This is a genomic window from Bacillus sp. TH13, assembly GCF_016651175.1.
Classification (GTDB): Bacteria; Bacillota; Bacilli; order Bacillales; family Bacillaceae_G; genus Bacillus_A; species Bacillus_A thuringiensis_S.
Genome location: NZ_JAEKEJ010000025.1, coordinates 3,338,737 through 3,363,720 on the forward strand (window position 1 = coordinate 3,338,737; position 24,984 = coordinate 3,363,720).

Below are 24,984 nucleotides of genomic sequence, written 5' to 3' on the forward strand. Positions count from 1 at the left end.
AACGAATTAAGGTGGCACCACGGGAGTACCCGTCCTTTCTATAGGATGAGTACTCCCTTTTTGTGTATAAAAAATTAAATAAATGAAATCGTTTAAGTAAGAAGAGTACGTATATTGGAGACGTTACAGAGAGCTGGGAATAGGTGGGAGCCCGGTACGGTGCCATATACGGAATGGGCTTACGAGAGGTATGCTGAACAATTATTTTCAGTAGGCAACCCGGGTTCCGCCGTTACAAGGATAAGGTATAAATTTTGTACCTGAACAAAGCGGGATGCTTTTGCATCCAACACGAGGTGGTACCGCGGTATATTTATCGTCCTCTACATATTTTCGATATGTAGGGGACTTTTTTATTTTTCAGAGTGAGGTGAAGGACATGATGACGAAAGAAGAATTTATAAAACAAAAAAGAGAGAGAAAGACATTTTTAGTAATCACTGAAGAAGAAGGAGATAGCATTACGCCAATTTCTTTATATAGACGTATGAAAGGGAAGAAGAAATTTTTATTAGAAAGTTCACAGCTTCATCAAGATAAAGGGCGTTATTCTTACTTAGGATGTAATCCTTATGGAGAGGTGAAAAGCGTTGGTACGGAAGTAGAACGAATGATATATGGGCAAACAGAAAAGTTACAAGGTAACGTACTACAAGTGTTAGAAGAAGTAATCGCATCCTCACAAGTAGATAGCCCATTTCCATTTTGCGGAGGAGCAGTTGGTTATATTGGATATGATGTCATTCGGCAGTATGAAAACATTGGAGCGGATTTACACGACCCATTAAATGTTCCGGAAGTACACCTTTTACTATATCGTGAGTTTATCGTTTACGATCATTTACGCCAAAAGTTGTCGTTTGTATATGTATGCAGGGAAGATGATTCAGCAGATTATGAGGAAGTATACGAAAGGCTACGAGTATACAAAGAGGAAGTGCTACAAGGAGAAGAAACTGAAGTAAATGCAATACAATCCACATTATCATTCACTTCTTCTATAACGGAAAAAAAGTTTTGTGAGATGGTAGAAACGGCGAAAGAATACATTCGGGCCGGGGACATATTCCAAGTCGTATTATCTCAGCGTTTGCAAAGTGAATGTATTGGTGATCCTTTCGCGTTATACCGAAAGCTTCGAATTACCAATCCATCACCATATATGTTCTATATCGATTTTCAAGATTATGTTGTACTCGGTTCTTCGCCGGAAAGCTTGTTATCAGTTAGAGAAGATAAGGTGATGACGAATCCAATTGCGGGTACGAGGCCGAGAGGGAAAACGAAGGAGCAAGATGCGGAAATTGAAAAAGAACTGTTAGAAGATGAGAAAGAACGAGCGGAGCACATGATGCTTGTAGATCTTGGTCGGAATGATATTGGCAGAGTAAGTGAAATTGGATCCGTGACGATAGATAAATATATGAAAGTAGAAAAATACTCTCACGTTATGCACATTGTATCTGAAGTTTACGGAACATTACGAAAACGAATGAGTGGATTTGATGCATTAGCGTATTGCCTACCAGCAGGAACAGTGTCAGGCGCTCCGAAAATTAGAGCGATGGAAATTATAAATGAGCTAGAGAATGAAAAAAGAAATGTATACGCAGGTGCAGTTGGATACGTTAGTTTTTCAGGGAATCTTGATATGGCGCTCGCCATTCGAACGATGGTCATAAAGGATGAAAAAGCATACGTTCAGGCAGGAGCGGGAATTGTTTATGATTCAGACCCAGTAGCTGAATATGAAGAAACGTTAAATAAAGCGAGAGCGCTCTTGGAGGTAATGAAATGATTGTACTGATTGATAATTATGATTCATTCACTTATAACTTGTATCAACTGTTAGGTGAATACGAAGAAGATATTGTAGTCGTAAGAAATGACCAAATAACGATAGAACAGCTAGAAGGGATGAATCCAACAGGAATTGTGCTTTCGCCAGGACCAGGAAAACCAGAGGATGCTGGCATTTGTATCGAAGTGATTCGTCACTTTTATAAGAACGTTCCCATATTAGGTATTTGCCTCGGACACCAGGCGATTATATCAGCATTTGGAGGAGAAATTGTTAGAGCGGAGCGCATTAAACACGGAAAAACATCACGCGTAAAACATAACGGAACATCAATCTTTTCATACGTGACACAGCCGCTAACAGCGATGCGCTACCATTCCCTTGTTGCAGCGCAAACGAGTTTGCCAGAGTGTTTTGACATATTAGCGACAGCGATGGACGACGGAGAAATTATGGCAGTTCGTCACAATTATTATCCGCTATTCGGATTACAGTTTCATCCAGAATCAATCGCGACAGAAGAAGGCGGAAAGTTAATACGTGCCTTTTTAACAGAAGTGAAGGAGGAGGAAAGAGTATGAATAACTATCTTCGTAAATTAGTGGAGGGACAACATTTAACAGAAGAGGAAATGTATAGAGCAGGGCTTCTTTTATTAAATGAAAACATATTGGAAAGTGAAATTGCAGCTTTCTTAGTCTTACTGAAAGCGAAAGGTGAAACAGCAGAAGAAATATACGGCCTTGTTCGAGCTCTTCGCGAAAAGGCATTACCGTTTTTGAACCATATACAAGGAGCAATGGACAATTGCGGAACGGGTGGTGACGGTGCCCAAACGTTTAATATTAGTACAACATCGGCATTTGTACTCGCAGGAGCTGGCGTAAAGGTTGCAAAACATGGTAACCGTGCTGTATCTAGTAAAACAGGAAGTGCAGATTTATTAGAAGAACTCGGTGTAAATATTAGCAGTACACCAAACGAAATTGATTATTTATTAGAGCATGTCGGCATCGCATTTTTATTCGCACCAGCGATGCATCCAGCATTAAGACGTATTATGAAAATAAGAAAAGAATTAAATGTGCCGACAATCTTTAATTTAATTGGTCCTTTAACAAATCCAGTGAATTTAGAAACACAATTTGTCGGTATTTATAAACGAGATATGTTATTACCAGTTGCACAAGTATTACAAAAGTTAGGCCGGAAACAAGCGCTTGTCGTAAATGGAAGTGGTTTTTTAGATGAAGCGTCATTACAAGGGGAAAATCACGTAGTCCTTTTAAAAGATAATGAAATAGTAGAAATGAATATTGATCCAGAAAAGTATGGTTTTTCAAGAGTGAAAAATGAAGAAATTAGAGGAGGGAATTCAAAAGAAAATGCAAAGATTACAGTCGGCGTATTGAGTGGAGAAAAGAGTGTTTACCGCGATACTGTGTTATTAAATGCAGGTCTAGCCCTTTTTGCAAATGGAAAAACAGAAACGATTGAAGAAGGAATTAAACTAGCAACACATAGCATTGACTCTGGAAAAGCATTAACCAAATTAAACTTATTAATTGCAGCAAGCAACGAAAAATTAGAAAGGGTGAACTAAAGTGGGGACGATTTTAGATAAAATTGTAGAACAGAAGAAAAAGGAAGTTGCGGAGTTATATGAAACGTATACACCAGTAAAAACAAAAAGAAAGGCACATTCACTTGTAGAAGCGTTAAAGCAGTTTACTGTCATTGCAGAAGTAAAGCGAGCATCACCATCAAAAGGAGATATCAATTTACACGTTGACGTACGAAAACAAGTGGGAACATATGAGAAATGTGGTGCAGGAGCAGTATCTGTTTTAACAGATGGTCAATTTTTTAAAGGATCGTTTCACGATTTGCAAACGGCAAGAGAAGAAAGTAACATTCCGCTTTTATGTAAAGATTTCATAATCGATAAGATTCAAATCGATAGAGCGTATGAAGCGGGAGCAGATATTATTTTACTAATCGTAGCAGCGTTAACGAAAGAGAAATTAAAAGAGTTGTATGGCTACGTGTTAGAAAAAGGATTGGAAGCGATTGTTGAAGTTCATGATGAACAGGAATTAGAAACTGCGATCCAACTAAATCCACATGTTATTGGCATTAATAATCGTAATTTAAAAACGTTCGAAGTAGATTTAAGCCAAACTGAAAAGTTAGGAAAACGATTGAATGAGGAGAAATTACTTTGGATTAGTGAAAGTGGCATTCATTCAAAAGAAGATATTACCCGCGTTAAAAGAGCTGGGGCAAAAGGGGTATTAGTTGGAGAGGCACTTATGACATCATCTTCTATTAGTAGCTTTTTTGAAGATTGTAAGGTGAATATATGAAAGTGAAAATTTGCGGTATTACTGATGTTGAAACAGCAAAATGTGCTTGCGAATACGGAGCAGATGCAATCGGATTTGTTTTTGCAGAAAGTAAGCGGGAAATTACTCCGGGGCTAGCGAAAGAAATTATTGGGGAGCTTCCAGCACACGTGTTAAAAATCGGGGTTTTCGTAAATGAATCAGTTGAAGTGATTCAGAAGATTGCAGATGAGTGCGGGTTAACGCATGTGCAACTACATGGGGATGAAGAGAATCATCGAATTAGAAGATTGAATATTCCATCTATAAAATCACTAGGAGTAACTTCAGAGAGTGATATGAAAAGCGCTCAAGCATATGAAACGGATTATATATTGTTTGATAGCCCGAAAGAAAAGTTTCATGGAGGAAATGGAAAGACATTTTCATGGGAACTACTTGGGCATATGCCAAAAGAATTGCGAAAGAAAACGATATTAGCTGGTGGATTAAACGCTCTTAATATAGAAGAAGCAATTCGAACTGTTCGGCCATATATGGTCGATGTGAGCAGCGGAGTAGAGACAGAAGGAAAGAAAGATGTAGAGAAAATAAAACAATTTATTATAAAAGCGAAGGAGTGTTCCAAATGAACTACGCATATCCAGATGAAAAAGGACATTACGGTATATACGGAGGACGATACGTTCCAGAAACGTTAATGCAATCTGTACTAGAACTAGAAGAAGCATATAAAGAAGCGATGCAAGATGAAGCATTTCAAAAGGAATTAAATCATTATTTAAAAACGTACGTCGGAAGAGAAACACCGCTATATTATGCTGAAAATATGACGAAGTATTGCGGTGGTGCAAAGATTTATTTAAAACGTGAAGATTTGAACCATACAGGAGCTCATAAAATTAACAATACAATCGGTCAGGCACTACTTGCAGTGCGAATGGGCAAGAAAAAAGTTGTCGCTGAAACAGGAGCTGGACAACACGGAGTTGCAACAGCTACTGTATGTGCTCTTCTCGGGTTAGAATGCGTCATTTTTATGGGAGAAGAAGATGTGAGACGTCAAAAATTAAATGTGTTCCGAATGGAATTACTCGGAGCGAAAGTAGAAAGTGTAGCGGCAGGTAGCGGCACATTAAAAGATGCGGTGAACGAGGCGCTTCGCTACTGGGTTTCACACGTGCATGATACACACTACATTATGGGATCAGTTCTCGGACCACATCCGTTCCCACAAATTGTCCGTGATTTCCAAAGTGTAATTGGGAATGAAACGAAGAAACAATATGAAGAGTTAGAAGGAAAATTACCAGAAGCAGTCGTTGCTTGTATTGGTGGTGGTAGTAACGCAATGGGAATGTTTTATCCGTTTGTACACGATGAAGAAGTTGCTCTTTACGGCGTAGAAGCAGCTGGAAAAGGCGTTCATACAGAAAAGCATGCAGCAACTTTAACGAAAGGAAGCGTCGGTGTTTTACACGGATCAATGATGTATCTTCTGCAAAACGAAGAAGGGCAAATTCAAGAAGCACACTCTATTTCAGCAGGACTCGATTATCCAGGTGTTGGTCCAGAACATAGCTTGCTAAAAGATATTGGCCGCGTTTCTTATCATTCGATAACAGATGAAGAAGCGTTAGAAGCATTTCAATTATTAACGAAAAAAGAAGGCATTATCCCGGCGCTAGAAAGTTCACATGCTGTCGCATACGCATTAAAATTAGCTCCGAAAATGAAGGAAGATGAAGGACTTGTTATTTGCTTATCAGGCCGCGGTGATAAAGATGTAGAGAGTATAAAACGTTATATGGAAGAGGTGTAAAAAATGGGAGTAGAAAAAATTAAAGCAGCGTTTGAAAATGGTAAGAAAGCATTTATTCCGTACGTAATGGGCGGAGATGGTGGCCTTGAAAAATTAAAAGAAAGAATTCGTTTTCTAGATGAGGCTGGAGCAAGCATCGTTGAAATTGGTATTCCGTTTTCAGATCCAGTCGCGGACGGCCCAACGATTCAAAGAGCAGGAAAGCGAGCGCTAGATAGCGGCGTAACATTAAAAGGCATTTTTCAAGCATTAATAGAGGTAAGGAAAGAAGTACAAATTCCGTTTGTACTCATGACATATTTAAATCCAGTACTCGCATTCGGAAAAGAACGATTCATCGAAAACTGTATAGAAGCAGGTGTAGACGGTATTATCGTCCCAGACTTACCGTATGAAGAACAAAATATTATTGCGCCGTTACTTCGAGAGGCAAACATTGCGCTCATTCCACTCGTTACCGTAACGAGTCCTATTGAAAGAATTGAAAAAATTACGAGTGAATCAGAAGGGTTCGTTTATGCTGTTACAGTAGCGGGCGTAACGGGAGTACGTCAAAACTTTAAAGAAGAGATTCATAGTTACTTAGAAAAAGTAAAATCACACGTCAACTTACCAGTCGTCGCAGGATTCGGTATTTCAACAAAGGAACATGTAGAAGAAATGATTACAATATGTGACGGCGTTGTTGTTGGAAGTAAAGTTATTGAGCTGTTAGAAAATGGAGAAAGAGAAGGGATATGTGAATTAATACAGGCGACAAAACAAAAAGAAGAGGCGTAAGTCCCTTCTTTTTGTTTTGCTCAATAAATGTTAAAATATACAGAAAATACATATAATTTAGAGGGTGAGAAGGCATGCTAAGATGGAAATTACTATATCTTCTTTTAACTGTACCACTATACGCTTGGCTCATTAGCATGACGAAAATAGAGTTGATGGCTCTATTTTTAGGATATGTATTCATCTTTTCAAACTTAAATCGCATTCAAGAACAGTCTATTTTAGAAATATGTATATTTTCGATTAGTGTAGAATTATTTAGTATTGTTTCGATTGTATTATTAAACGAATTATTCAGGTGGATTCATTCATTTGAATTAATGAAATTTGGAAATATTGTATTGCAAGTAATATGTGCTTATATTGTGTTTGTTGTGTTAGATAAAATAGTCGGACAGCAGACAATTTTTCAGGATAATAGAAAATGGGAGTGAATGAAAAGGAGCCGTTTGGCTCTTTTTTCGAATCTGTTGTAAAAACAATTGAAAATTATGTCATCTGTTATATAATAGTTAAAAATTGTATTTTAAACGAAATGAGATGATAACATGGCCATATTGTTGGCACTTATCCCAATTATGATGATTTTCATTTGTTTATTTTTATTTAAACAAACGTCATTAAGGTCCTCGTTAATTTCTTATGCAGTGTCTGTCGGAATCGTTTTACTCTCACCAACGTTTCGATTAGGGATAAGTGAAACTGTGCACGCAACGATTAAAGGATGGTTAATTTGTTTTATTGTCGGGTACGTTTTATTTTTCGGTATTTTTTTATTTCACCTCATGAACAAAATGGGGTACATCGATCAAGTAGCGCGTTTTCTAGAAGCAGTTACTCAGGATCGTTTATTACAAATGCTGCTTATGTGTTTTGGCATTTGCCCGCTTATTGAATCAGTAAGTGGATTCGGTATTGGCTTCATGGTTGCAGCACCTATTTTTCTTTCACTAGGATATAAACCATTTCAAGCTGTACTGCTCTCATTTATCGGCTTACTAGCTAGTTCATGGGGCGCAATGGCAACTGGTACGATTATCGGTTCGCAGCTAATAAATATGCCTCTTACAACACTTGGTACAAATACAGCGCTATTAAGTATTCCGATGTTTGCTTACTTTGTTATTCTTTCTTTACACGTTGTTGGCGGCTGGCAAGCGGTTATAGAAAAGTGGAAAGAAGGAGTAGGATTCTTTCTATTATTTTCTCTCGGAATCTATCTTTCTAATGCGTACGTAAGTGTTGAACTAGCCGGGATATTAAGTTCTATCGTTACGATTACATTTGGCTTTCTTATCATTAAATTAAAAGGAAAAAGTGGGCAGAATCTTATAACAGAACATGCGGCTGCAACGGAGAGAGAAGTATCCATTATAAAAATTATTAGCCCTTATATATTTCTAACAGTTTGTATTTTACTTTCTCGCCTCGTTCCAGCATTACATGATTTGTTCAGATCATATGCGGTTCTTGATTTGAAATCATACTCTTACAAACTAGAGTTACTATATTCACCAGGATTTTGGCTCGGTATGACTTGCTTATTTACTATTATTTTCTTCCGCATCCCGTCTAATATTATTAAACAATCACTCTCGCAAACGATCAAACAATGGATTCCTTTTGCTATTACTACGACAATGTTTATCGCCATTTCAGAACTAATGGGTGCATCAGGCATGCATTTATTACTCGCAAAGACAGCTGGTGAAACATTTGGAACCTTTTTCGTTTTTGTTGCTCCGTTTATTGGCGCTATTGGTGGATTTTTAACAGGTAGTAACGCAGGATCAAATGCAATGTTTATAAAACTACAAATGCAAACCGCACAAAACGTAGCACTCCCGTGGCAATACGTCACAACACTGCAAAACACCGCATCATCAGTAGCGACAATCGCTTGTCCGTCACGGATTACACTAGGTGCTTACTTATGTAATATCCCTTACCGTGAAAATGAACTATTAAAGAAGACGACGTTAATGATCTTTGTTGCGGCTTTACTTGTAGTGGTAGAGGTTATTGTTTGGTATATGTTGAGAAATTAAAAATCCCCCTAACATAGGAGGATTTTTTTTATGAGTGGATAATGATTTAAATATGAATAGCTTCTACTAAATGAATAGGAGATGAAATGTATGCCCCTAAAAAACTACGGTGTGTTAAAAGGTACAGTTATACAATCAAAGATTGGAAAAGGGAAAACACCTCATTATCAAGTTCATTTACAGGGCGAGACTGGAGTAGATTATCGTATTGCAATTAACGTAAAGTCGCAAAGTTATCCGTCAGAAGTTTTATATTTTGCGAGTAACAATATTAAATCAGAAGCGATTCATATTTTACCGACATTACCATTCGGTTTTACAGAAATAAAAAACAATGAACCGAAAGTGGCTTTAGATTATGTAAGAGGAAATCTATTTGATTCAAAACAAATGATTCCTTTGCCTCCCGAAAAAGCAGGAGCAGATAATGATTTAAACGAAAAAATAGAACGTTATATAAAGCGAGCGATAGAAGAAAAAGCGATTATTTACGCGTTTGGTGAAAGATGGGGACCAGAAGAAAATACACCAGATTCCTATTTTCATTTCAAACCAGGAAACGGTATACATGATATTCACATGAATCAAGGGAATGTAGAGAAATGGAAAGGTGATAATGGCATATGGCAAGACGGAGGGATACTCATTCACTTTGAAAAGGAAGAAGAATGGATTGGTATCTTTCTTGCATTCCAATCACAGTCATGGTGTACGGATGAAGAAGGGCATGCTCGTGTGCCTGTTGAGCATTGTGATTATAAGGGGAATAATTAATAAGAAGAGGGCGTTCAAAAAGAACGCCCTCTTCTTATTTTATAAAACGAAAAACTAACGAGTGTAGAAAGACAAGAGAAAAGCAGTGCTACACTAGAAAACGCAATGAGATACATATTATATTTCATAACCTGTCCAATTAGCTGATTACTGTCGTACTGAAAAAGTCCGGCTATTATATTGAATAAAAATAAAACGATAAACATGACGATAACTCCGTCTATTGATCCTTTAATGTCTGGTTTACTTAAAGCGATATGTGCAGAAATGCAAATGGCGATAAATAAAAATAACCAAAAGGAAGGGTTCAATAAATTGCCGATTGTAAATAAGCTTTTCAATAATACAAACGTCGACAAGAGCATGTTTTGGATCATTTCTATATTAATAGAAGTAGAAGCGATCGTTTTTTCGAGAGTTGTATTAAATAAAAAATATGATTCTGGTACGAAATAGCGCATTAAAAGGATTAGTGCAGTAATACCAGAAATAATAGGCCCGATACCGATGAAGAAATTCCCAATTCGTTGATATACACTTTTTTGATTGTATTGATGTTGTACGTAGCCTAAAGCACCTTGACTTATGTCTGTTGGGAAGAACTGCGTTGCAACAATTTTATGACGAAATAGTAAGCACATAATGGCATGTCCAAGTTCATGAATAGGAACACCAATCCACGCAGTTAAAAGGAATCCTTTTCTTCCGAAAGCTCTCGACCAATACATCCGTGTGAGAGATTCTAAATAGCCTAATAGAAATCCAATTACAATGATAACGCCAATTAAAGATAATAATTGGATTACGCTTGTAAGGAGTATTTGAAAAATTGAGTTTACCAATTCCATTGTCTTTCATCCAATCTGTTAAAAATATTATTTATTCTGTTTCATAATAGCATTTTTTTCAAGATTGCTAGCACATATATTTCTTTCGAAAGAAGGATTTCAGAATCTTTTTCTTGTAGTCATGTTTTATGTACAAAGTCATATATTGAATTTGTAACACCCTATATGGTATATGCTTAAGGAGGGATGAGAGAATGAAATGTCCGTCATGTCATACAGAAAATGCAGCAGAGGCAAAGTTTTGCGGGAATTGTGGACATTCGTTAACGGAAGAAGTAGTGGCAAGTAGTGGTCAAGAAGAAGGGCCGGAACAAGCACGCGCGGCACAAGTAAAGGAAACTCGGCCAAATGAAACGGTAGAGCAAGCGAAGCGGTTTGCGAGCGGCTATTTTCAATTTTTTAAACATGCATTACAAGCACCGACAGCGATTATGAAAAGCGGCACGATTGAAGTAAGAAATGGAATTGTAAGTCTTGTTCTTATTTGTTTTTTAGGAGCATGTATTTTTTATAGAATGATGAGTGCAGCATCAGCAGTTACGAGAACATTTGCACCAGATATATCTACTCCCACATTTTTTGTAGAATCTATAACGGTCTTTTTCTTTTTATTAATTTTAACTTTATTTGTCGGATTTATTATTTTTGTAAGTGGTAAGATGATGAAATCATCTTTTTCGTTTCTTGAAGTATTCGGTATATGGGGAACGCTAGCGACGCCGGCTATTGCTATATTAGTCCTTTCTTTTCTTTTTAGTTTCTTATTAATCTTTTTCTTACCGATATTATTATCGGTAGCTGCAACTTATTTAGGGATTAGTATAACTGTAGCCATATTAAAGCTAGACAATGGCGGATTAGATCTCGTGTACACACTTATTATTGCAAATGTTTTAATTGGAATTGCAACATTTATTGTACTTTGGTCTTACATTAGCACGATAATTCAAGCCTTAACACAGGGAATAACTGGCTTCTAATGAAAAGGTGGTTGACTGGATGAATGTATGTACAAAGTGCGGAATTCAGTTTGAAGATGGTGTGCAATTTTGTCAAAACTGCGGGACGAAGAGGGGAAGTCCTGTAGTAAAGAAGAACATGAGCGGTGGTGCAAAGGTTGGCATTACACTGTTAGCACTATTTGTTATAGCGATTATTGGATTATATTTGTACGGATCATCGTATTATACGCAGGTGGCACAAGTAGACCGGATGATTACGATTTTACAAGAGAGGGACGGAGAGAAATTAGCTCAGGTCGTTACGACAGATGATCCATCGGTTACGATAACGAGAGAGAGTGTAAAGCCGCTATTTTCATATATAAAAGAAAATCCATCTTACGTAAATGAATTAAAAGAATATTTGAGACAAGGTGAAAAACAACGGGACGGAATAGAAAGAGCCGATTTTTCATTAACGAAAGACGGAAAGTATTTCTTTATATTTGATCGATATAAATTGAAAGCGAAGACGTACTATACAACTTTGCTTACAAATGAAAAAGGCGTATCGTTAAAAATGAACGGAAAAGAAATTGATAAGACAGATGACAAAAAGTTTGAGAAGCAATATGGGCCATTTCTTCCGGGAAATCAAGTGTTTCAATCAGAATATAAAAATGACTATGTAAAACTATCTCGTGAGGAAAAGGTTGTACTTATGAAACAAAGCCAAAATAACGTAACGATAGATTTAACGTTGCAAGGTCAATATATTACAGTTCAAACGAACGCGCCTGGTGCAACATTGTACGTAAATCAAAAACCAGTTACAGCGCTCGCAGGAGAAGAAATTACATGGGGGCCTGTAGCGACTGATGGAAGTGCGACGATTTATTTAGAACGAAATGGAGAAAGCGGACGGGAAACGACAAAAGTAGAGAAGGTAACGGCACTTTCGTCTTATAATCTTCCATTCCAAACGAAAAGTACAGAAAAAACAGTTGTTTATAATGTTACCCCGCCACCTACGACTGGGTATGTATATAATGGTTTCATCTTTCCTGATAGTGATATTCGAAAATTAACGAGCACAGATTTAACATATTTATCGAAAGAACAGTTGAAAATTGCTAGAAATGAAATATATGCAAGGCATGGACATATTTTTCAAACGAAAGATATGCAAGCATATTTTGCGAAACAGTCTTGGTATAGAGAAAATCCATATTTTACAGGAAAGCTAACGGATATTGAATCTTATAATGTTGAACTAATTAAATCAAGAGAATAGAGCACATGAAAAAAGGTACAGTGCATAACTGTACCTTTTTTACAGAGTGTTGGGAAACCCTTTAGGGTTCCCCACACTCTGGAATCATTTTGATTTTAGCGAATAAAAACAACATAAAATAATAGAGTTTCAAAAAAATAGCCCTCCACCAGACCTTTTTTGGTCAGATGGAGGGCTATTTTTTTCATGTTTTGACAAGTTGCGGTGAGATAAGCCTGCATTTGGACAGACTTCAGCCCCCGAAATCGAGCATATCGATAGCCATGTAGTTCTTTGGCATCCGCAAAGCTTCGCTCTATAGTTGAACAGCGTACTTTGTACAACTTTTTCCCTGTAACTGTTAGTTTGTTTTTTCTAGCGATATCCTTATATTTCTCCCATATATGATGAGTGATAACTTTTTGTTTTTGTTTCTTTGAAAAACATACCTCACGTAGCGGACAAACAGCGCAGTCTTCTGGGTTGGATTTATAGTGACGATATCCTTCACGATCCGTTGTCGCATACTCTAAAATACACCCCATCGGACAAGCAAATGCATTCATTTCTTCTACATATTTAAATTGGCTTTTTGGTACTTCTTTATTTCGTTTTCCAAATCGGCGATACCCCATCACCATAAATATATTTCTCTCCGATAATTTCTTACAGATATACCCTGTAAAATAGCCTGCATCAAGAGCTACAGCTTCCACTTTAAATCCGAATTTATCAATTTGAGCTTGTAGACGCGCTAAATATGGCTCGGAATCTGCCATATTTCCAGCCGTTACATAAGTATCTGTAATAATATTGTACTTCGCATCAGTCGTACGATGGTCTAAGAAATGAAAACCGTTCGGTTTTCCATCTCTCATTAAAAATCCACTATCTGGATCCGTAGTACTTATACGAGTTTTTTTAGTGGGAGTATCACTTTCCTTTCTGGGTTTTAATTCTTTTTTTCGTGTACCTCACGATCTTCAATTACCGCAGCTTCTAGTTCATCTATATAAAACTTTGCCTTTTCTTTTTTATATTTATGTACAAACTTATTTTTATTAGCATTGGCCTTAATGTGCGTAGAATCTGTCATCAGCGCACGTCCTCCCACCATCCGGTGCTCTGTCGCTTGCCTCACGATCTCATCAAAAATTTCTTCGAAAATATTTGTATGAATAAAGCGAGTACGACGATTCCAACTGATTGTAGAATGATCTGGAATAGTATCTGATAGAGAAGACCCTAAAAACCAACGGTAGGCGATATTCGTTTTAATCTCTTTTTCCAATTGACGCTCCGAACGAATACCGTAAAAATATCCAATAAACATCATTTTAAATAAAACGATAGGATGGATTGAAGGACGTCCATTGTTTTCACAGTAATAAGGGCGTAACTTCTCTTCAATAAAATCAAAACTAATTGTCGCTTCGATCGCACGAAGGAAATGATCTTGTGGAACCAACTCTTCTACAGAAACAGATACACGTTCATCACGATGATTTTTTAAAGCACCCATCATAAAAAATCTCTCCTTTACCTCTTTTTATCAGTGTTGACACATAAAAAGAGGTTCAGACACAAAAACAGGCTGTGGAGAAGACTTTCTCCACAGCCTGGAAAAAAGGTACAGTGCATAACTGTACCTTTTTTATGGTTTTTTATCTGAACCAGGATCCCTTGAGAAAAAGATATGAAAGAGAAATGTGACTTTACTTGCTCCTCCTGATGTACTTGCTTGCACATCAGATAATGCGTTAGATGTTAAAACACCTTCAGAATGAGGGGGTACGACTATTTTGAGAGTATCATCTGATTCTGATGATGCAGTAACTGTTATTGTATCATCAGATAAGTTCAAAATTTTTACAGTACCGATTGGTAAGATGGACTTGCCAGCGTGTGATGCTGAAGCGAAGCGAGAGCCTTTCCAAATTGTTTGTGGGAAAGTTTCATCATTAGATAACCAAGCACGAGCACTATAAATGGTTGCGTTAATAGAAAATTCTTGATCGAGCGACAAGGCGGGTTTTGGTTCTTTCGGTTCCTCTGGAGTTTGAGCGAGAAGGCCGGCGCACATGTATGTTTCACCTACTTTCAATTGGTTACTGTTATAGCATATTAAACATGTTGTTTATAAGACACGACAGTTACCTATTCATACATAAGTTTGTGCACCAAATTTGAAGATGAAATTCTCTTTCTTTACAATGGAAGTAGGTGTTATTTCTATAAAATATGGAAAACGTAAAGAGTATGTAAAAAAGAAGGAGTGGTAAAGTGAACTATGTCATTATTGGCGGAGATGCAGCTGGTATGAGTGCAGCTATGCAAATTGTTAGAAACGATGAAAATGCAAATGTTGTAACTTTAGAAAAAGGTGAAATTTATTCATACGCTCAGTGTGGATTACCGTATGTCATTAGTGGTGCTATCGCTTCAACTGAAAAGTTAATCGCGCGCAACGTGAAGACGTTTCGTGAGAAATATGGAATTGATGCGAAAGTGCGTCATGAAGTAACGAAAGTAGATACGGAAAAGAAAATGGTGTATGCAGAGCATACGAAGACGAAAGATGTCTTTGAATTTCCATATGATCGATTATTAATTGCGACTGGAGTGCGTCCTGTTATGCCAGAATGGGAAGGACGGGAATTACAAGGCGTTCATCTTTTAAAAACAATTCCTGATGCTGAGCGCATATTAAAAACGTTAGAAACGAATAAAGTTGAGGATGTAACTATTATCGGCGGCGGTGCGATTGGACTGGAGATGGCAGAAACATTCGTCGAACTTGGTAAGAAAGTAAGAATGATTGAGAGAAACGATCATATCGGTACGATTTATGATGCAGATATGGCTGAATATATACATAAAGAAGCAGATAAACATCATATTGAAATTTTAACGAATGAAAATGTAAAAGCATTTAAAGGGAACGAAAGAGTGGAACAAATTGAAACGGATAAAGGGACGTATAAAGCAGATCTTGTTTTAGTGTCGGTTGGAGTAAAGCCAAATACTGATTTTCTTGAAGGAACAAATATACGTACAAATCATAAAGGGGCAATTGAAGTAAATGCATACATGCAAACGAATGTGCAGGACGTATATGCAGCTGGTGATTGCGCAACACATTACCACGTTATAAAGGAAATTCATGATCATATCCCGCTCGGAACGACTGCTAATAAACAAGGCCGACTTGCAGGACTGAATATGCTTGATAAACGAAGAGCATTTAAAGGTACGTTAGGTACAGGCATTATTAAATTTATGGATTTGACACTCGCAAGAACAGGATTAAATGAAAAAGAAGCGAAAGGGCTAAACATCCCGTATAAAACAGTCAAAGTAGATTCTACAAATATGGCGGGCTATTATCCAAATGCAAAACCACTTTACTTGAAATTACTATATCGATCCGATACGAAACAATTACTGGGCGGGCAAGTAATTGGAGAAGAAGGCGTAGATAAACGAATTGATGTGATCGCAATGGCGCTTTTCAATAAAATGAGTGTTCACGATTTAGAAGATGTCGACTTAAGTTATGCACCACCATATAACAGCGTGTGGGACCCAATTCAACAAGCGGCAAGGAGAGCAGAATAGCACTTTTTAAGTGCTATTTTTTTTGCAAAGGTAGGTAAACTTTTTTAGCGAATAATAAAGAGGGAGAAACAGTTACATATAGGGAAGGGGATCTTTAAAAATGTTTTTAACACTTCAAATAGTTCAAGAATCAGAAAAAGAAATATTGCGTAATTTGTATGCACTATATCTTCATGACCTCTCTACATTTACTCCTAATATAACGATTGAGGCAAATGGATTTTTCGAATACGAAGATTTGCACATGTTTTGGGAAAATGACGGAATCACTCCGTATTTTATTAAAAGTGATAATGATATTGTAGGATTTTTATTACTACTGGAACGTCCTTTTTTGAAGAAGGAAAACGACTTTGGTATAAATGACATTTTCATATTGAATCAGTACAAAGGGAAAGGAATCGGTAAACAAGTTATTGCGAATGTACTAAAAGAGAAACGAGGGCAGTATTTCGTTATCGAACTTGTGAAAAATATACCAGCAGTTTCTTTTTGGAAGAAAGTATATAGGGAGCTAAACATCGAATTTGATGAGAAAACACAGTTAATTGATGATGAAGAATGTCTCGTTCAAACGTTTAAAATATAATGAAATCGATGCTCCTAGTATATTACTTTGAAATTTAACTTTATTTCGAATATACCGTTCACCCTTGAAAACATAGTATTTATCGCTTATATTTTCATATAGTATTTATTTTTTAAACGAAGCAATGAACGAACCAGGGGGCGCAGTATGGCAATTAACATGAAAACAATCGAAGAATGGATTGCTGAATCAAATGCAAGACATGAAGAAGACTTTGGACACGTTGTGGAAGAAATGAAAGAAGTATGTGTCGGACTTGATAACGCGACATTAATTTATACGAAAAATGTATTTTGTTTTGGTAAAAAAGTAGAAGTCTTTTTCTTCTTCCAAGACCATGTCGTGATTGGACAAGAAAAAGACGAATATGTTGAGATTGAAAAATTAAAGTATGATGACATTACAAATAGTAACTTAAAAACAAATGACAAAAATACTACGTTAGAATTAAAGTTTGCTAACGGACAATCTATTAATTTAGATAGTTTAAATGATAACTACGGTACGAAAAATTGGTTATTTGCTAGACAAATTAAGAGTATTTTTAAGTTAATCTAGTAAAAAAGCAGACCCTTTGAGGTCTGCTTTTTATTTAATTCCTATTACACAAAGACAATCTCTTTCTTCGTAACATTGTACACTTGTAAATCCTGTTTTATAAAAGAGATTTATTAGTTCTTCGGTCGTGTTAAACTTCTTCATATGATATTGAATTTTGAAAGTTTCAGCCACTAATAAAAAGGAGCCGTCCGGTTTTAAGACGCGAAATACTTCTTTTATATCTTGTTCAACATCAGGCCAAAAATAATGAGTTTGAAAGGCGGTAATGAGATCGAAGAAGTTCGTATGATGTGGAATAGAAGAAACGCTTGCTTGTTGAACAATTACTTTTTGTTTTTGAACATCTTTTGCATTCGTCTGTATAGAATTTTTCACAGCTTGATCGGAGTAATCAATCCCATATATTTCCCCAAGTGGAGTTCGTTTTGAAAGAATGTGTATGGTTTTACCTCCACCACAGCCGATGTCTAATACGACTGCATCTGTCTTTATATGTACTTTCTGCAATGCCCAATTTATTAATCTCGTATGTGCAGCGTTCATAATACAAAGCATGGAGGAACCAATTGTTCCGCTAGGATTTTTTGCTTGCTGAATTAACCGTTGTAAAATGCTCAAGTTAAATTCTCCTTTTATGTAAGAATATATACTCATTTCGCTTTTTATAAATTAAATCCTTTAAAAAAAGCACGCCGATAGACGGCGTGCTTCTAACAATGCAAAGCCCCTTTTAACCAATTCCGCGCCCGATATGCCCCAACTGGAACTTGAATAAGAGATGTTTCATTTCCAGCATCTATTCCGTACAATTGATCACATGAATTTGTATCAAAACTAAGTAAAGGATGCCCGCCCATCCCCATCGCGGTCGCTGCAAAAACGAGTTTATGAACGAGTATACCTGCTTCCATTTGATGAATACGGTACCCTCTATAGCCTAATGCATTTGTATAATAATCTTTCTTTCCGACTACATGTAGGCAAAGTGGTACTTGAAAAAGGTTTACGTTATCCATCGTCATACTAGACTGAAGTGGGTAGCGAAGGTCTCCATATCGAATTGGTTGTATGGAATGTGTTTTACTGTTATAAGCGTAAGCTCCGTTTTCAATATTTTTCACGTTATAAAAACATCCATATAAGGAGACGCGTGTATTTTTATTTGTATACTTACCGTCAAGGTCGTTGTAATAGGGGAAGGAGAGGCTCGCTTCTTGTAGTAAAGTAGCGAGCTCGGCTGCATCCCATTTCGTTAAAGTAAAGTCAGCATCAGGGGAATACCGTTTTCTGCAAAGTTGCAAGAAATCATAAGATAAACGCTCTACTTTCGGCAGTTGTACAGCGTACGTATTATGTTGATAGTGCTCTTCATCATGTAGCGTTTTGAAGTGTGCTGTCGATTCAATCATAGAAGCTTCATTTATTTTTGTTATCATCGGATATTCATTTACATGTTTTGAGCGAACGAAATGTTCATGTGCAAGTGGCGGAATTTGTTGCAACAACTCATGAGAAGTAACTGTTTTATTTTCACGGTAATCATTGTGAAACCAATTAGTTTCTAGCTCTGTACTTAAAGGAATAACGGCATACACACTTTCTTCGCCTTCTGATAATCCGAGTAAATGGTTCAGTGCACGGTCTAGAAATTGAAAGTATACGCCGTTCGTATAACCGAACTGTTTTGCACATTCTAGTAATTGTCCAATGAGAACCCCGCTATCTAATCCTTGAAGTCGATATGAAAAGTTATTGTATTTAAAGAAGTTTTTCCAAAACATAGTGGATACGAATGCAGCACCGAAACAATCATGTATATTACAGCGATTACCGAGTGCGTCTGCCAAATAAGAATCGAAATTTCCTTCGCGAAGTAAAATAAGTCGGTGATGCGCGGCGTCATAATGGTAAATGCCGTCTGGATAATCGTCAATCTTTAAATAGATATACAATTCATTCGGGTATAAGGCACCGCCTGAAGGAATGGATCTACGTAATACATTTCTCTCGCTATTTAGCTGACATAATTGTGTTACACCAAATGAATACCAAAGGTAGTGACCAATTTCATTTAGAGTAGGTGTAGTAGAAGAGTTCGATAAAGATAACGGGATTTCTAAGGAGAGCGGGATGGTAGGTACATTTCGATATAATTTATAAGGAAGCGGTGCGTCTTTCCAGTCCACCTCATGATTCGGCATAATTTCATCGATAGAGAAATGGAGATGATGTAAAAAAGTATCTAGCTGCATGAAATCCCTCCTTTACTATGGAAACGGATGTGGATGTGGATTTAATCTTTCATTCGTTAAAGGTTCGTCTGTATATCCAAGTGTCATCGGTACGGTATATACCCGGTCCAGTCCTGTAACTCGAGTAAGATGGTGACCAAACGTCATCGGTAGCATGCCTGGAATAATAACTTTTACACAATGTAATCCATTCTTTTCTATGAGGGGAACGGTTTGATCTACAACGATTATTTCAAGATTAGATTGATGCAAACGATTTAAAAGTTGGTGGAGATCGGATGTTAAATCCATATCAAATGATTGTGATACATTCATTTCTTGGAACGTTTGCACCGGTGCATCTTCCCGTAAAAGGAAGTGAAGACGTTCTTCCGTTTCTTTCAATCCATACAGCATACTATGGTCTTCCATTTTATTAACGAAATAAGGATCTTGTAAGCATTTTTCGTAGTATTCTCTTTTGTGCTCGAGCTCATCGTCTGTTATAAGTAACATGCCTGCTATTTCTTGAATGGCGCTTTTTAAAGCTCGAATAGGATCTAAATGAGCGCCTCCCGCACAAACAACGTTCATTCCATTTTCACGCGTATTCTTTGCAATTACCCACAAGCTCGGGATGCCGTGTTCCATTGTCGCATTAAAAGCGTGTAATTCATATCCGGTAATCGTACGTAACCGCTGGATCATTAATTGTAATTCTGTATCATTTGCTGAACTAAGATCAAGGCGGGGAAGAGGTAATTCGGCATACCAAGTGAGTAAGAAGGCATCACGCTCTACAATTTCTAAAATGCCGTGAAAAATCGCTTCTTCTAAACTACCGCCAATTGCACATCCATTTGATGTTTCATACACGAAAGCATCTCGATGACCGAGGCTATAATAAGCAATTGATTCAGGAACTAAAAGCGGTCTGTTTTGTGATAAAGAATATCCCCATATCCAGTTTTGCTCATAATCAGGATCAAACGGCTTAAATGGAAAATTATCACGATTGTAATGTTCATTTGTATGTACACCGAGTGTGAGGGGATTTAGTGCATGTTCCTCTAAATCATGAAAACTACCATGCACATTTGTCTTTTTCCCACGAGGCGACATACCGCAATATCGTTCTAAACCTTCTAAAATGGCAGTTGCTTCACTCACTGCAAATGAATGAGTTCGGCCTGCAACACCTTCATTTCCGAACATTAATGGCATGTTTATAATGACGTCAGCGAATGGTAATAAAGAATGCTGCATTTTGCCGTTCAACATACCGACCCGATAATCTAAATAGTCTCGCGTTAAAAATGTGTTTAATTCATGAATGGAACGGCAGCGATACGTTTCGGTGCTTACTTTTAAACTCGGTTGTAAAGAAACTTCCGCCGCATCCGCAGTATCATCAGGTAAATTACTACATACAGGACAGAGAGGATCTGGAAGAAAAGAATGTCGTGTACATTGTAATGTTTGTAAGTTTAGTAAAATAAGTTCATTTTCTAAAGAAGAATGGTTATGAGTTAATATTTTTTCTGTTTCTGCGCAAATAAGATGGCACATTTGTAACATTCCATTTTGGGTGGCACGTACATCACGCCTCGTTACATTATCTGCTTTAAAGGCATATTTCCGCTGTAGTTCCCACATTTCTTTTTGATCAAAGCCAGCGATAAAACGGCGTCCATCAGAACAATGGGAACATCCGGGCGTAAGAGGATGAATGTAAGGACCGATAATACCTTCGCCAAATGAAGTAAAACCACGTAGCCACGGAATATGATTTGACCGAAAAATTAGCTCAGCATCATGATGAATAGTAGAAGGAGATCCATCATGTAATACGAGAGCGAGATGAATATTTTCAGGAAGTTCTTCTGTAAGGGTATGCTGACGAATGATGGAATATTGTTTGCATAATTGATCATGTACATAGTCTGCAAGAAGGCCATCTCCTATAAGCAATATATTTTGAGTCATAGACCGTCCTCCTTTGCAATTAATACCCCATACACACCGTCTAAGTTTTCTTTCAAAAATGCTTCGATTGCTAAATCGAACACGAAGGGATAAAAATTATGTTCTTCTAAATGCTGTAAGGCAAGCTGTAAAGATTGCACACTTGGAATTTCTTCTTCCGCTTGTATTTCCACTCTAAAAGAATCCGTGTCATATAAAATAATAGATGGGTCATACAAAATATTAGCTCTGTAAGGAATTTCTTCATTTTGAATGTGAAAGAGTGATAGTTGTAGTGCGTTTCGTAACGCTAACGTCATATTTATATTAGATGCGCCGTACCATCTATCATTTATACCGATCCAAACGACAGGAAAACTAAGAATCTCTTCGCTCATTGCGATTTTAGGTGTTTCATGGATTGTAGAGAGAGCATCGTAATAAAATCTACAATGTTTATCGTGAATATCAGTTAAATCAATCGTTGTAAGTTCTTCTAGCATATGTGACTGCCGCTCATACAATTTATTATTTAAATGTTGTTGTAGTGCCCGGTAAAATCCTTCTGTCATCGTTTCTCCAGCACCGATACCGATATCGTTATGTTCAGGAATAAGGCGGTGAATGATTTCTGCTACATATGTTTCAATTCCTGTTAAACCAGCTTCTCGGCGTGCTTCATTATGAGTCAATCCACTGCGAGTCATAAGAGGTAGAAGGGGAGCTGGGCCATCTGATAGTGGATTGGCTACTTGAATATAGCATTGTGATAACGGTAATTGATATGAATCTTGTTCATCCCATACATGGAATATACCGGCTTCTTTAGAAGTTAATGAGTCAAAAAATCGGAATACATCAGTTGAAGTATGTTGGTTTGAACGATGCTCAAGTTTTTCAGAAAGATTTTCTATCGTATCAATTGTAAAACTTTCATCAGTTGCAAGAGGGTGTTTTATAAAAGGATGCCACGTTCCTTCAAGTGTTTCATAGTTTAATAAAAAGAATTGTGACTGTTTTTCCCGATGTGAATCATCTGCGACATGCTTAAATAATTCAAAAACGATTACATTTGCTAACATGGCAGATGTAATTGGTGAGAAGGAATCAGATGAATTTTCATTTTGCAAAGTCGTTTCATGTAGCCGATGCCATGCGGATTCCCAGCATTCATCACGATTTTCCGTTACGACAGGCCCGGCTATACCGAGTGTTGATAAACAAATAGCTGGTATGAAATTCTTTTTCGTTTCTCTACAAATAGTATGAACTGTTTTTAAACCGTCAATGTCTCCATTTTGAGAAACATATAAAATCCAATCAAAAGGTTCGAATACTTCATGCAAGGGACGGTCAATTGTAGTATCGATTTCTTGAAGGAGTACATTGTTATCAACTTCATATGCACGTTCTATTAGCTCATGTATTCTGTCATAGTTTGTTTCATCACGATCTGTAACGAGGTAATGAAATGTAGGTAAACCAGATTCTAATAAAGAAGAAACTAAGGAAGTGAGCATCTCCCCAGAACCAAGTATAAGGACATTTGCTCCGCGGTACGTTTCGAATTTTAAAGCACCTGAATGAGAATCAGCTTCTAAAAATTCAATTTGTGAAGCATATCTGTCGAGTAATGTACTGTTTAGTTCATGAGGTGCATCTTGATTTGCATCACGAACGAAACCATTTTCATATAAAATCTCTCCAATTTCAAATACACGATTTTGATAGGGGAGAGGGAGGCCATCGGTTATTTCTGCTAAAGAATAATTCCCGTTAAACATTGGCATTAATTTTTCAATCCAGTCATAAATTCCATCACCGTCCATGCGAAATGAACTGGCGTTATTTCGAAAATAGACACCCCCGTTTGAATCGGGGAGGAAGAAAGTATCCTTATTTACTTTAAGTTTTGCATGAATTGGAAGGTTATTCATTTTAATCCTCCTTACGTTTAGGCATACATTATTACCTTATGTCATGAAATTTGTCCCGTATGAACACAATAAAAAAAAGGCTGTAGAATGATTCATTCTACAGCCTTTAATAGATTTTTAATCTATCAACCTTCTAATAATAATGACTTTGGATCTTCAAGCATATCTTTAACAGCAACAAGGAAGCTAACTGCTTCTTTACCATCAACAATACGGTGATCGTAAGATAAAGCAATGTACATCATTGGGCGGTTTTCCATACGCTCGTTATCAATTGCAACTGGGCGTACTTGGATTTTATGCATTCCTAAAATACCAACTTGAGGGCTATTTAGGATTGGTGTTGACATTAGAGAACCGAATACACCACCGTTTGTAATTGTAAATGTACCACCTTGTAGTTCTTTTAATGAAAGTTTGTTATCGCGTGCTTTCATACCTAAATTACGAATTTCACTTTCGATTTCAGCGAAGTTTAATTGGTTAGCATCGCGTACAACTGGAACAACTAATCCATCTGGAGCTGCTACTGCAATACCGATATCATAGAATTTTTTGATGATAAGCTCGTCACCTTGAATTTCAGCATTTAATAATGGGAATTGTTTTAATGCTGCAACAACTGCTTTTGTGAAGAATGACATGAAGCCAAGACGTACATCATGTTTTTTCTCGAAAGCGTCTTTACGCTCTTTACGTAATTCCATGATCGCACTCATATCAACTTCGTTAAATGTTGTTAACATTGCAGATGTTTGTTGAACTTCTACAAGACGTTTTGCAATTGTTTGACGGCGGCGGGACATTTTCACGCGCTCAACTGGTTTTTCGAATTCTGTTTTTGCAACTGGAGCAGGAGCTGGACTTTTTGGAGCAGCTGGTGCTTCTTTTGGTGCGGCAGCATGAGCTTGTACATCATGTGGTCTCACGCGTCCAAGTGGATCTGTACTACGTACGTCGTTTAAGTCGATTCCTAATTCACGAGCCATTTTTCTAGCAGCTGGTGATGCGATAGGACGGTTCGTATTTGGTAAGCCTTGTAGACCCGTAGTTTGTTCAGCATTTGGAGCCGCAGCTTCAGCTGTTTCTTGTTTTGCTTGCTCAGCAGGTGGTGCAGGTGTACTTACTGCAACCGGTGCTCCATTAGCATCTAAAATTGCGATAGTTGCGCCAACTTCAACTGTATCCCCAGGTTCGCCTAGTAACTTCGATACAATACCTGAATCTTCTGCAATGATTTCTACATTGACTTTATCAGTTTCAAGCTCAACAACGCTGCCGCCTTTCTCAACTTTGTCGCCTACGTTGATAAGCCATTGTGAAATAGTTCCTTCGGTAATAGATTCTGCAAGCTCAGGTACTTTAATTTCGATCATTTTAAATGTCCTCCCCTTATTTGCCTAACGGTGTGTTTTTTCTTCTTTTGTCTTCGGTAATCTCCATTTGTTAGC

At 37.3% G+C, this 24,984-nt stretch carries 23 protein-coding genes and 2 other annotated features (1 of these 25 only partly in view); of the genes, 15 read left to right on the forward strand and 8 right to left on the reverse strand.

The genetic code is table 11. From position 1 onward, the window contains the following. Window positions 1-40 (forward strand) — a binding site (T-box leader) (it extends 198 nt beyond the left edge of the window). Between the two features lie 42 nt (window positions 41-82). After that, window positions 83-327 (forward strand) — a binding site (T-box leader). A 52-nt stretch (window positions 328-379) separates the two neighbouring features. The 10 genes from trpE to JFU02_RS25770 all read left to right on the forward strand — a co-directional run bounded on the left by trpE (window position 380) and on the right by JFU02_RS25770 (window position 9,570). Further along, window positions 380-1,798 (forward strand): anthranilate synthase component I, encoded by a 1,419-nt coding sequence (gene trpE, locus JFU02_RS25725; protein ID WP_061668035.1) that lies wholly within the window; start codon window positions 380-382, stop codon window positions 1,796-1,798. Next, window positions 1,795-2,382 carry an aminodeoxychorismate/anthranilate synthase component II gene (locus JFU02_RS25730; RefSeq protein ID WP_000636341.1) on the forward strand — a complete coding sequence of 196 codons (588 nt, stop codon included), beginning with the start codon at window positions 1,795-1,797 and terminating at the stop codon, window positions 2,380-2,382. Before trpE ends, JFU02_RS25730 begins: the two co-directional genes overlap by 4 nt. After that, window positions 2,379-3,404 carry an anthranilate phosphoribosyltransferase gene (trpD, locus tag JFU02_RS25735; protein ID WP_001067377.1) on the forward strand — a complete coding sequence of 342 codons (1,026 nt, stop codon included), beginning with the start codon at window positions 2,379-2,381 and terminating at the stop codon, window positions 3,402-3,404. Before JFU02_RS25730 ends, trpD begins: the two co-directional genes overlap by 4 nt. A 1-nt stretch (window position 3,405) precedes the next feature. Further along, on the forward strand, window positions 3,406-4,167 hold the full coding sequence (gene trpC / locus JFU02_RS25740; protein ID WP_086405987.1) for an indole-3-glycerol phosphate synthase TrpC: 762 nt from the start codon (window positions 3,406-3,408) through the stop codon (window positions 4,165-4,167). After that, window positions 4,164-4,778 (forward strand): phosphoribosylanthranilate isomerase, encoded by a 615-nt coding sequence (locus JFU02_RS25745; RefSeq protein ID WP_000865126.1) that lies wholly within the window; start codon window positions 4,164-4,166, stop codon window positions 4,776-4,778. Before trpC ends, JFU02_RS25745 begins: the two co-directional genes overlap by 4 nt. After that, window positions 4,775-5,968, forward strand: a complete 1,194-nt coding sequence (gene trpB / locus JFU02_RS25750) for a tryptophan synthase subunit beta (protein WP_001105039.1) — start codon at window positions 4,775-4,777, stop codon at window positions 5,966-5,968. The genes JFU02_RS25745 and trpB overlap by 4 nt, the downstream gene beginning before the upstream one ends. A gap of 3 nt (window positions 5,969-5,971) precedes the next feature. Then, entirely contained in the window at window positions 5,972-6,748 is a 777-nt protein-coding gene (gene trpA / locus JFU02_RS25755) for a tryptophan synthase subunit alpha (protein ID WP_000537828.1), read from the forward strand. A gap of 74 nt (window positions 6,749-6,822) precedes the next feature. Further along, complete coding sequence (locus JFU02_RS25760; RefSeq protein ID WP_000946977.1) at window positions 6,823-7,182, forward strand: DUF4029 domain-containing protein; 360 nt, start codon at window positions 6,823-6,825, stop codon at window positions 7,180-7,182. A gap of 114 nt (window positions 7,183-7,296) precedes the next feature. Continuing rightward, window positions 7,297-8,796, forward strand: a complete 1,500-nt coding sequence (locus tag JFU02_RS25765; protein WP_086405988.1) for an L-lactate permease — start codon at window positions 7,297-7,299, stop codon at window positions 8,794-8,796. Between the two features lie 90 nt (window positions 8,797-8,886). Beyond that, window positions 8,887-9,570, forward strand: coding sequence for a DUF2278 family protein (locus JFU02_RS25770; RefSeq protein ID WP_001128605.1), 684 nt, complete (start codon window positions 8,887-8,889; stop codon window positions 9,568-9,570). 14 nt (window positions 9,571-9,584) lie between these two features. On the opposite strand, the gene JFU02_RS25775 is transcribed toward JFU02_RS25770, so the two are convergent. Then, window positions 9,585-10,418 carry a hypothetical protein gene (locus JFU02_RS25775; RefSeq protein ID WP_201071870.1) on the reverse strand — a complete coding sequence of 278 codons (834 nt, stop codon included), beginning with the start codon at window positions 10,416-10,418 and terminating at the stop codon, window positions 9,585-9,587. Window positions 10,419-10,612: 194 nt separating this feature from the next. On the opposite strand from JFU02_RS25775, the gene JFU02_RS25780 reads away from it, so the two are divergent. Beyond that, window positions 10,613-11,398, forward strand: coding sequence for a zinc ribbon domain-containing protein (locus JFU02_RS25780; protein WP_061668030.1), 786 nt, complete (start codon window positions 10,613-10,615; stop codon window positions 11,396-11,398). Between the two features lie 19 nt (window positions 11,399-11,417). Next, window positions 11,418-12,653, forward strand: a complete 1,236-nt coding sequence (locus JFU02_RS25785; protein ID WP_086405990.1) for a TcaA 3rd/4th domain-containing protein — start codon at window positions 11,418-11,420, stop codon at window positions 12,651-12,653. Window positions 12,654-12,748: 95 nt separating this feature from the next. Here JFU02_RS25785 and JFU02_RS25790 read toward each other — a convergent pair. Together JFU02_RS25790 and JFU02_RS25795 are read right to left on the reverse strand one after the other, a co-directional pair. Then, window positions 12,749-14,157, reverse strand: a protein-coding gene (locus tag JFU02_RS25790) for an IS1182 family transposase (protein WP_201071873.1) whose coding sequence is annotated in 2 segments (ribosomal slippage) — window positions 12,749-13,599 and window positions 13,599-14,157 — 1,410 coding nt in all. Because the reading frame shifts where the segments join, the coding sequence is not laid out codon by codon here. A 129-nt stretch (window positions 14,158-14,286) separates the two neighbouring features. After that, the gene (locus JFU02_RS25795; RefSeq protein ID WP_000332416.1) at window positions 14,287-14,715 is read right to left on the reverse strand and encodes a hypothetical protein; all 429 of its coding nucleotides are present in this window, start codon (window positions 14,713-14,715) and stop codon (window positions 14,287-14,289) included. A 200-nt stretch (window positions 14,716-14,915) separates the two neighbouring features. Here JFU02_RS25795 and JFU02_RS25800 point away from each other — a divergent pair, with 200 nt between their 5' ends. The 3 genes from JFU02_RS25800 (at window position 14,916) to JFU02_RS25810 (ending at window position 17,397) form a co-directional block, all read left to right on the forward strand. Beyond that, the gene (locus JFU02_RS25800) at window positions 14,916-16,250 is read left to right on the forward strand and encodes a CoA-disulfide reductase (RefSeq protein WP_001110232.1); all 1,335 of its coding nucleotides are present in this window, start codon (window positions 14,916-14,918) and stop codon (window positions 16,248-16,250) included. A gap of 100 nt (window positions 16,251-16,350) precedes the next feature. Further along, complete coding sequence (locus JFU02_RS25805; RefSeq protein ID WP_061668027.1) at window positions 16,351-16,839, forward strand: GNAT family N-acetyltransferase; 489 nt, start codon at window positions 16,351-16,353, stop codon at window positions 16,837-16,839. 147 nt (window positions 16,840-16,986) lie between these two features. Beyond that, window positions 16,987-17,397, forward strand: coding sequence for a DUF3908 family protein (locus tag JFU02_RS25810; RefSeq protein ID WP_000996783.1), 411 nt, complete (start codon window positions 16,987-16,989; stop codon window positions 17,395-17,397). Between the two features lie 30 nt (window positions 17,398-17,427). On the opposite strand, the gene JFU02_RS25815 is transcribed toward JFU02_RS25810, so the two are convergent. The 5 genes from JFU02_RS25815 to odhB all read right to left on the reverse strand — a co-directional run bounded on the left by JFU02_RS25815 (window position 17,428) and on the right by odhB (window position 24,909). Beyond that, window positions 17,428-18,018, reverse strand: coding sequence for a class I SAM-dependent methyltransferase (locus JFU02_RS25815; RefSeq protein ID WP_097888309.1), 591 nt, complete (start codon window positions 18,016-18,018; stop codon window positions 17,428-17,430). Between the two features lie 92 nt (window positions 18,019-18,110). Further along, window positions 18,111-19,652, reverse strand: a complete 1,542-nt coding sequence (locus JFU02_RS25820; protein WP_097888308.1) for a SagB family peptide dehydrogenase — start codon at window positions 19,650-19,652, stop codon at window positions 18,111-18,113. Window positions 19,653-19,667: 15 nt separating this feature from the next. Next, window positions 19,668-21,617 (reverse strand): TOMM precursor leader peptide-binding protein, encoded by a 1,950-nt coding sequence (locus tag JFU02_RS25825; protein WP_097888307.1) that lies wholly within the window; start codon window positions 21,615-21,617, stop codon window positions 19,668-19,670. Then, complete coding sequence (locus JFU02_RS25830) at window positions 21,614-23,533, reverse strand: putative thiazole-containing bacteriocin maturation protein (RefSeq protein ID WP_097888306.1); 1,920 nt, start codon at window positions 23,531-23,533, stop codon at window positions 21,614-21,616. Before JFU02_RS25830 ends, JFU02_RS25825 begins: the two co-directional genes overlap by 4 nt. Window positions 23,534-23,658: 125 nt before the next feature. Beyond that, complete coding sequence (odhB, locus tag JFU02_RS25835; RefSeq protein WP_201071875.1) at window positions 23,659-24,909, reverse strand: 2-oxoglutarate dehydrogenase complex dihydrolipoyllysine-residue succinyltransferase; 1,251 nt, start codon at window positions 24,907-24,909, stop codon at window positions 23,659-23,661. Window positions 24,910-24,984 lie beyond the last annotated feature (75 nt).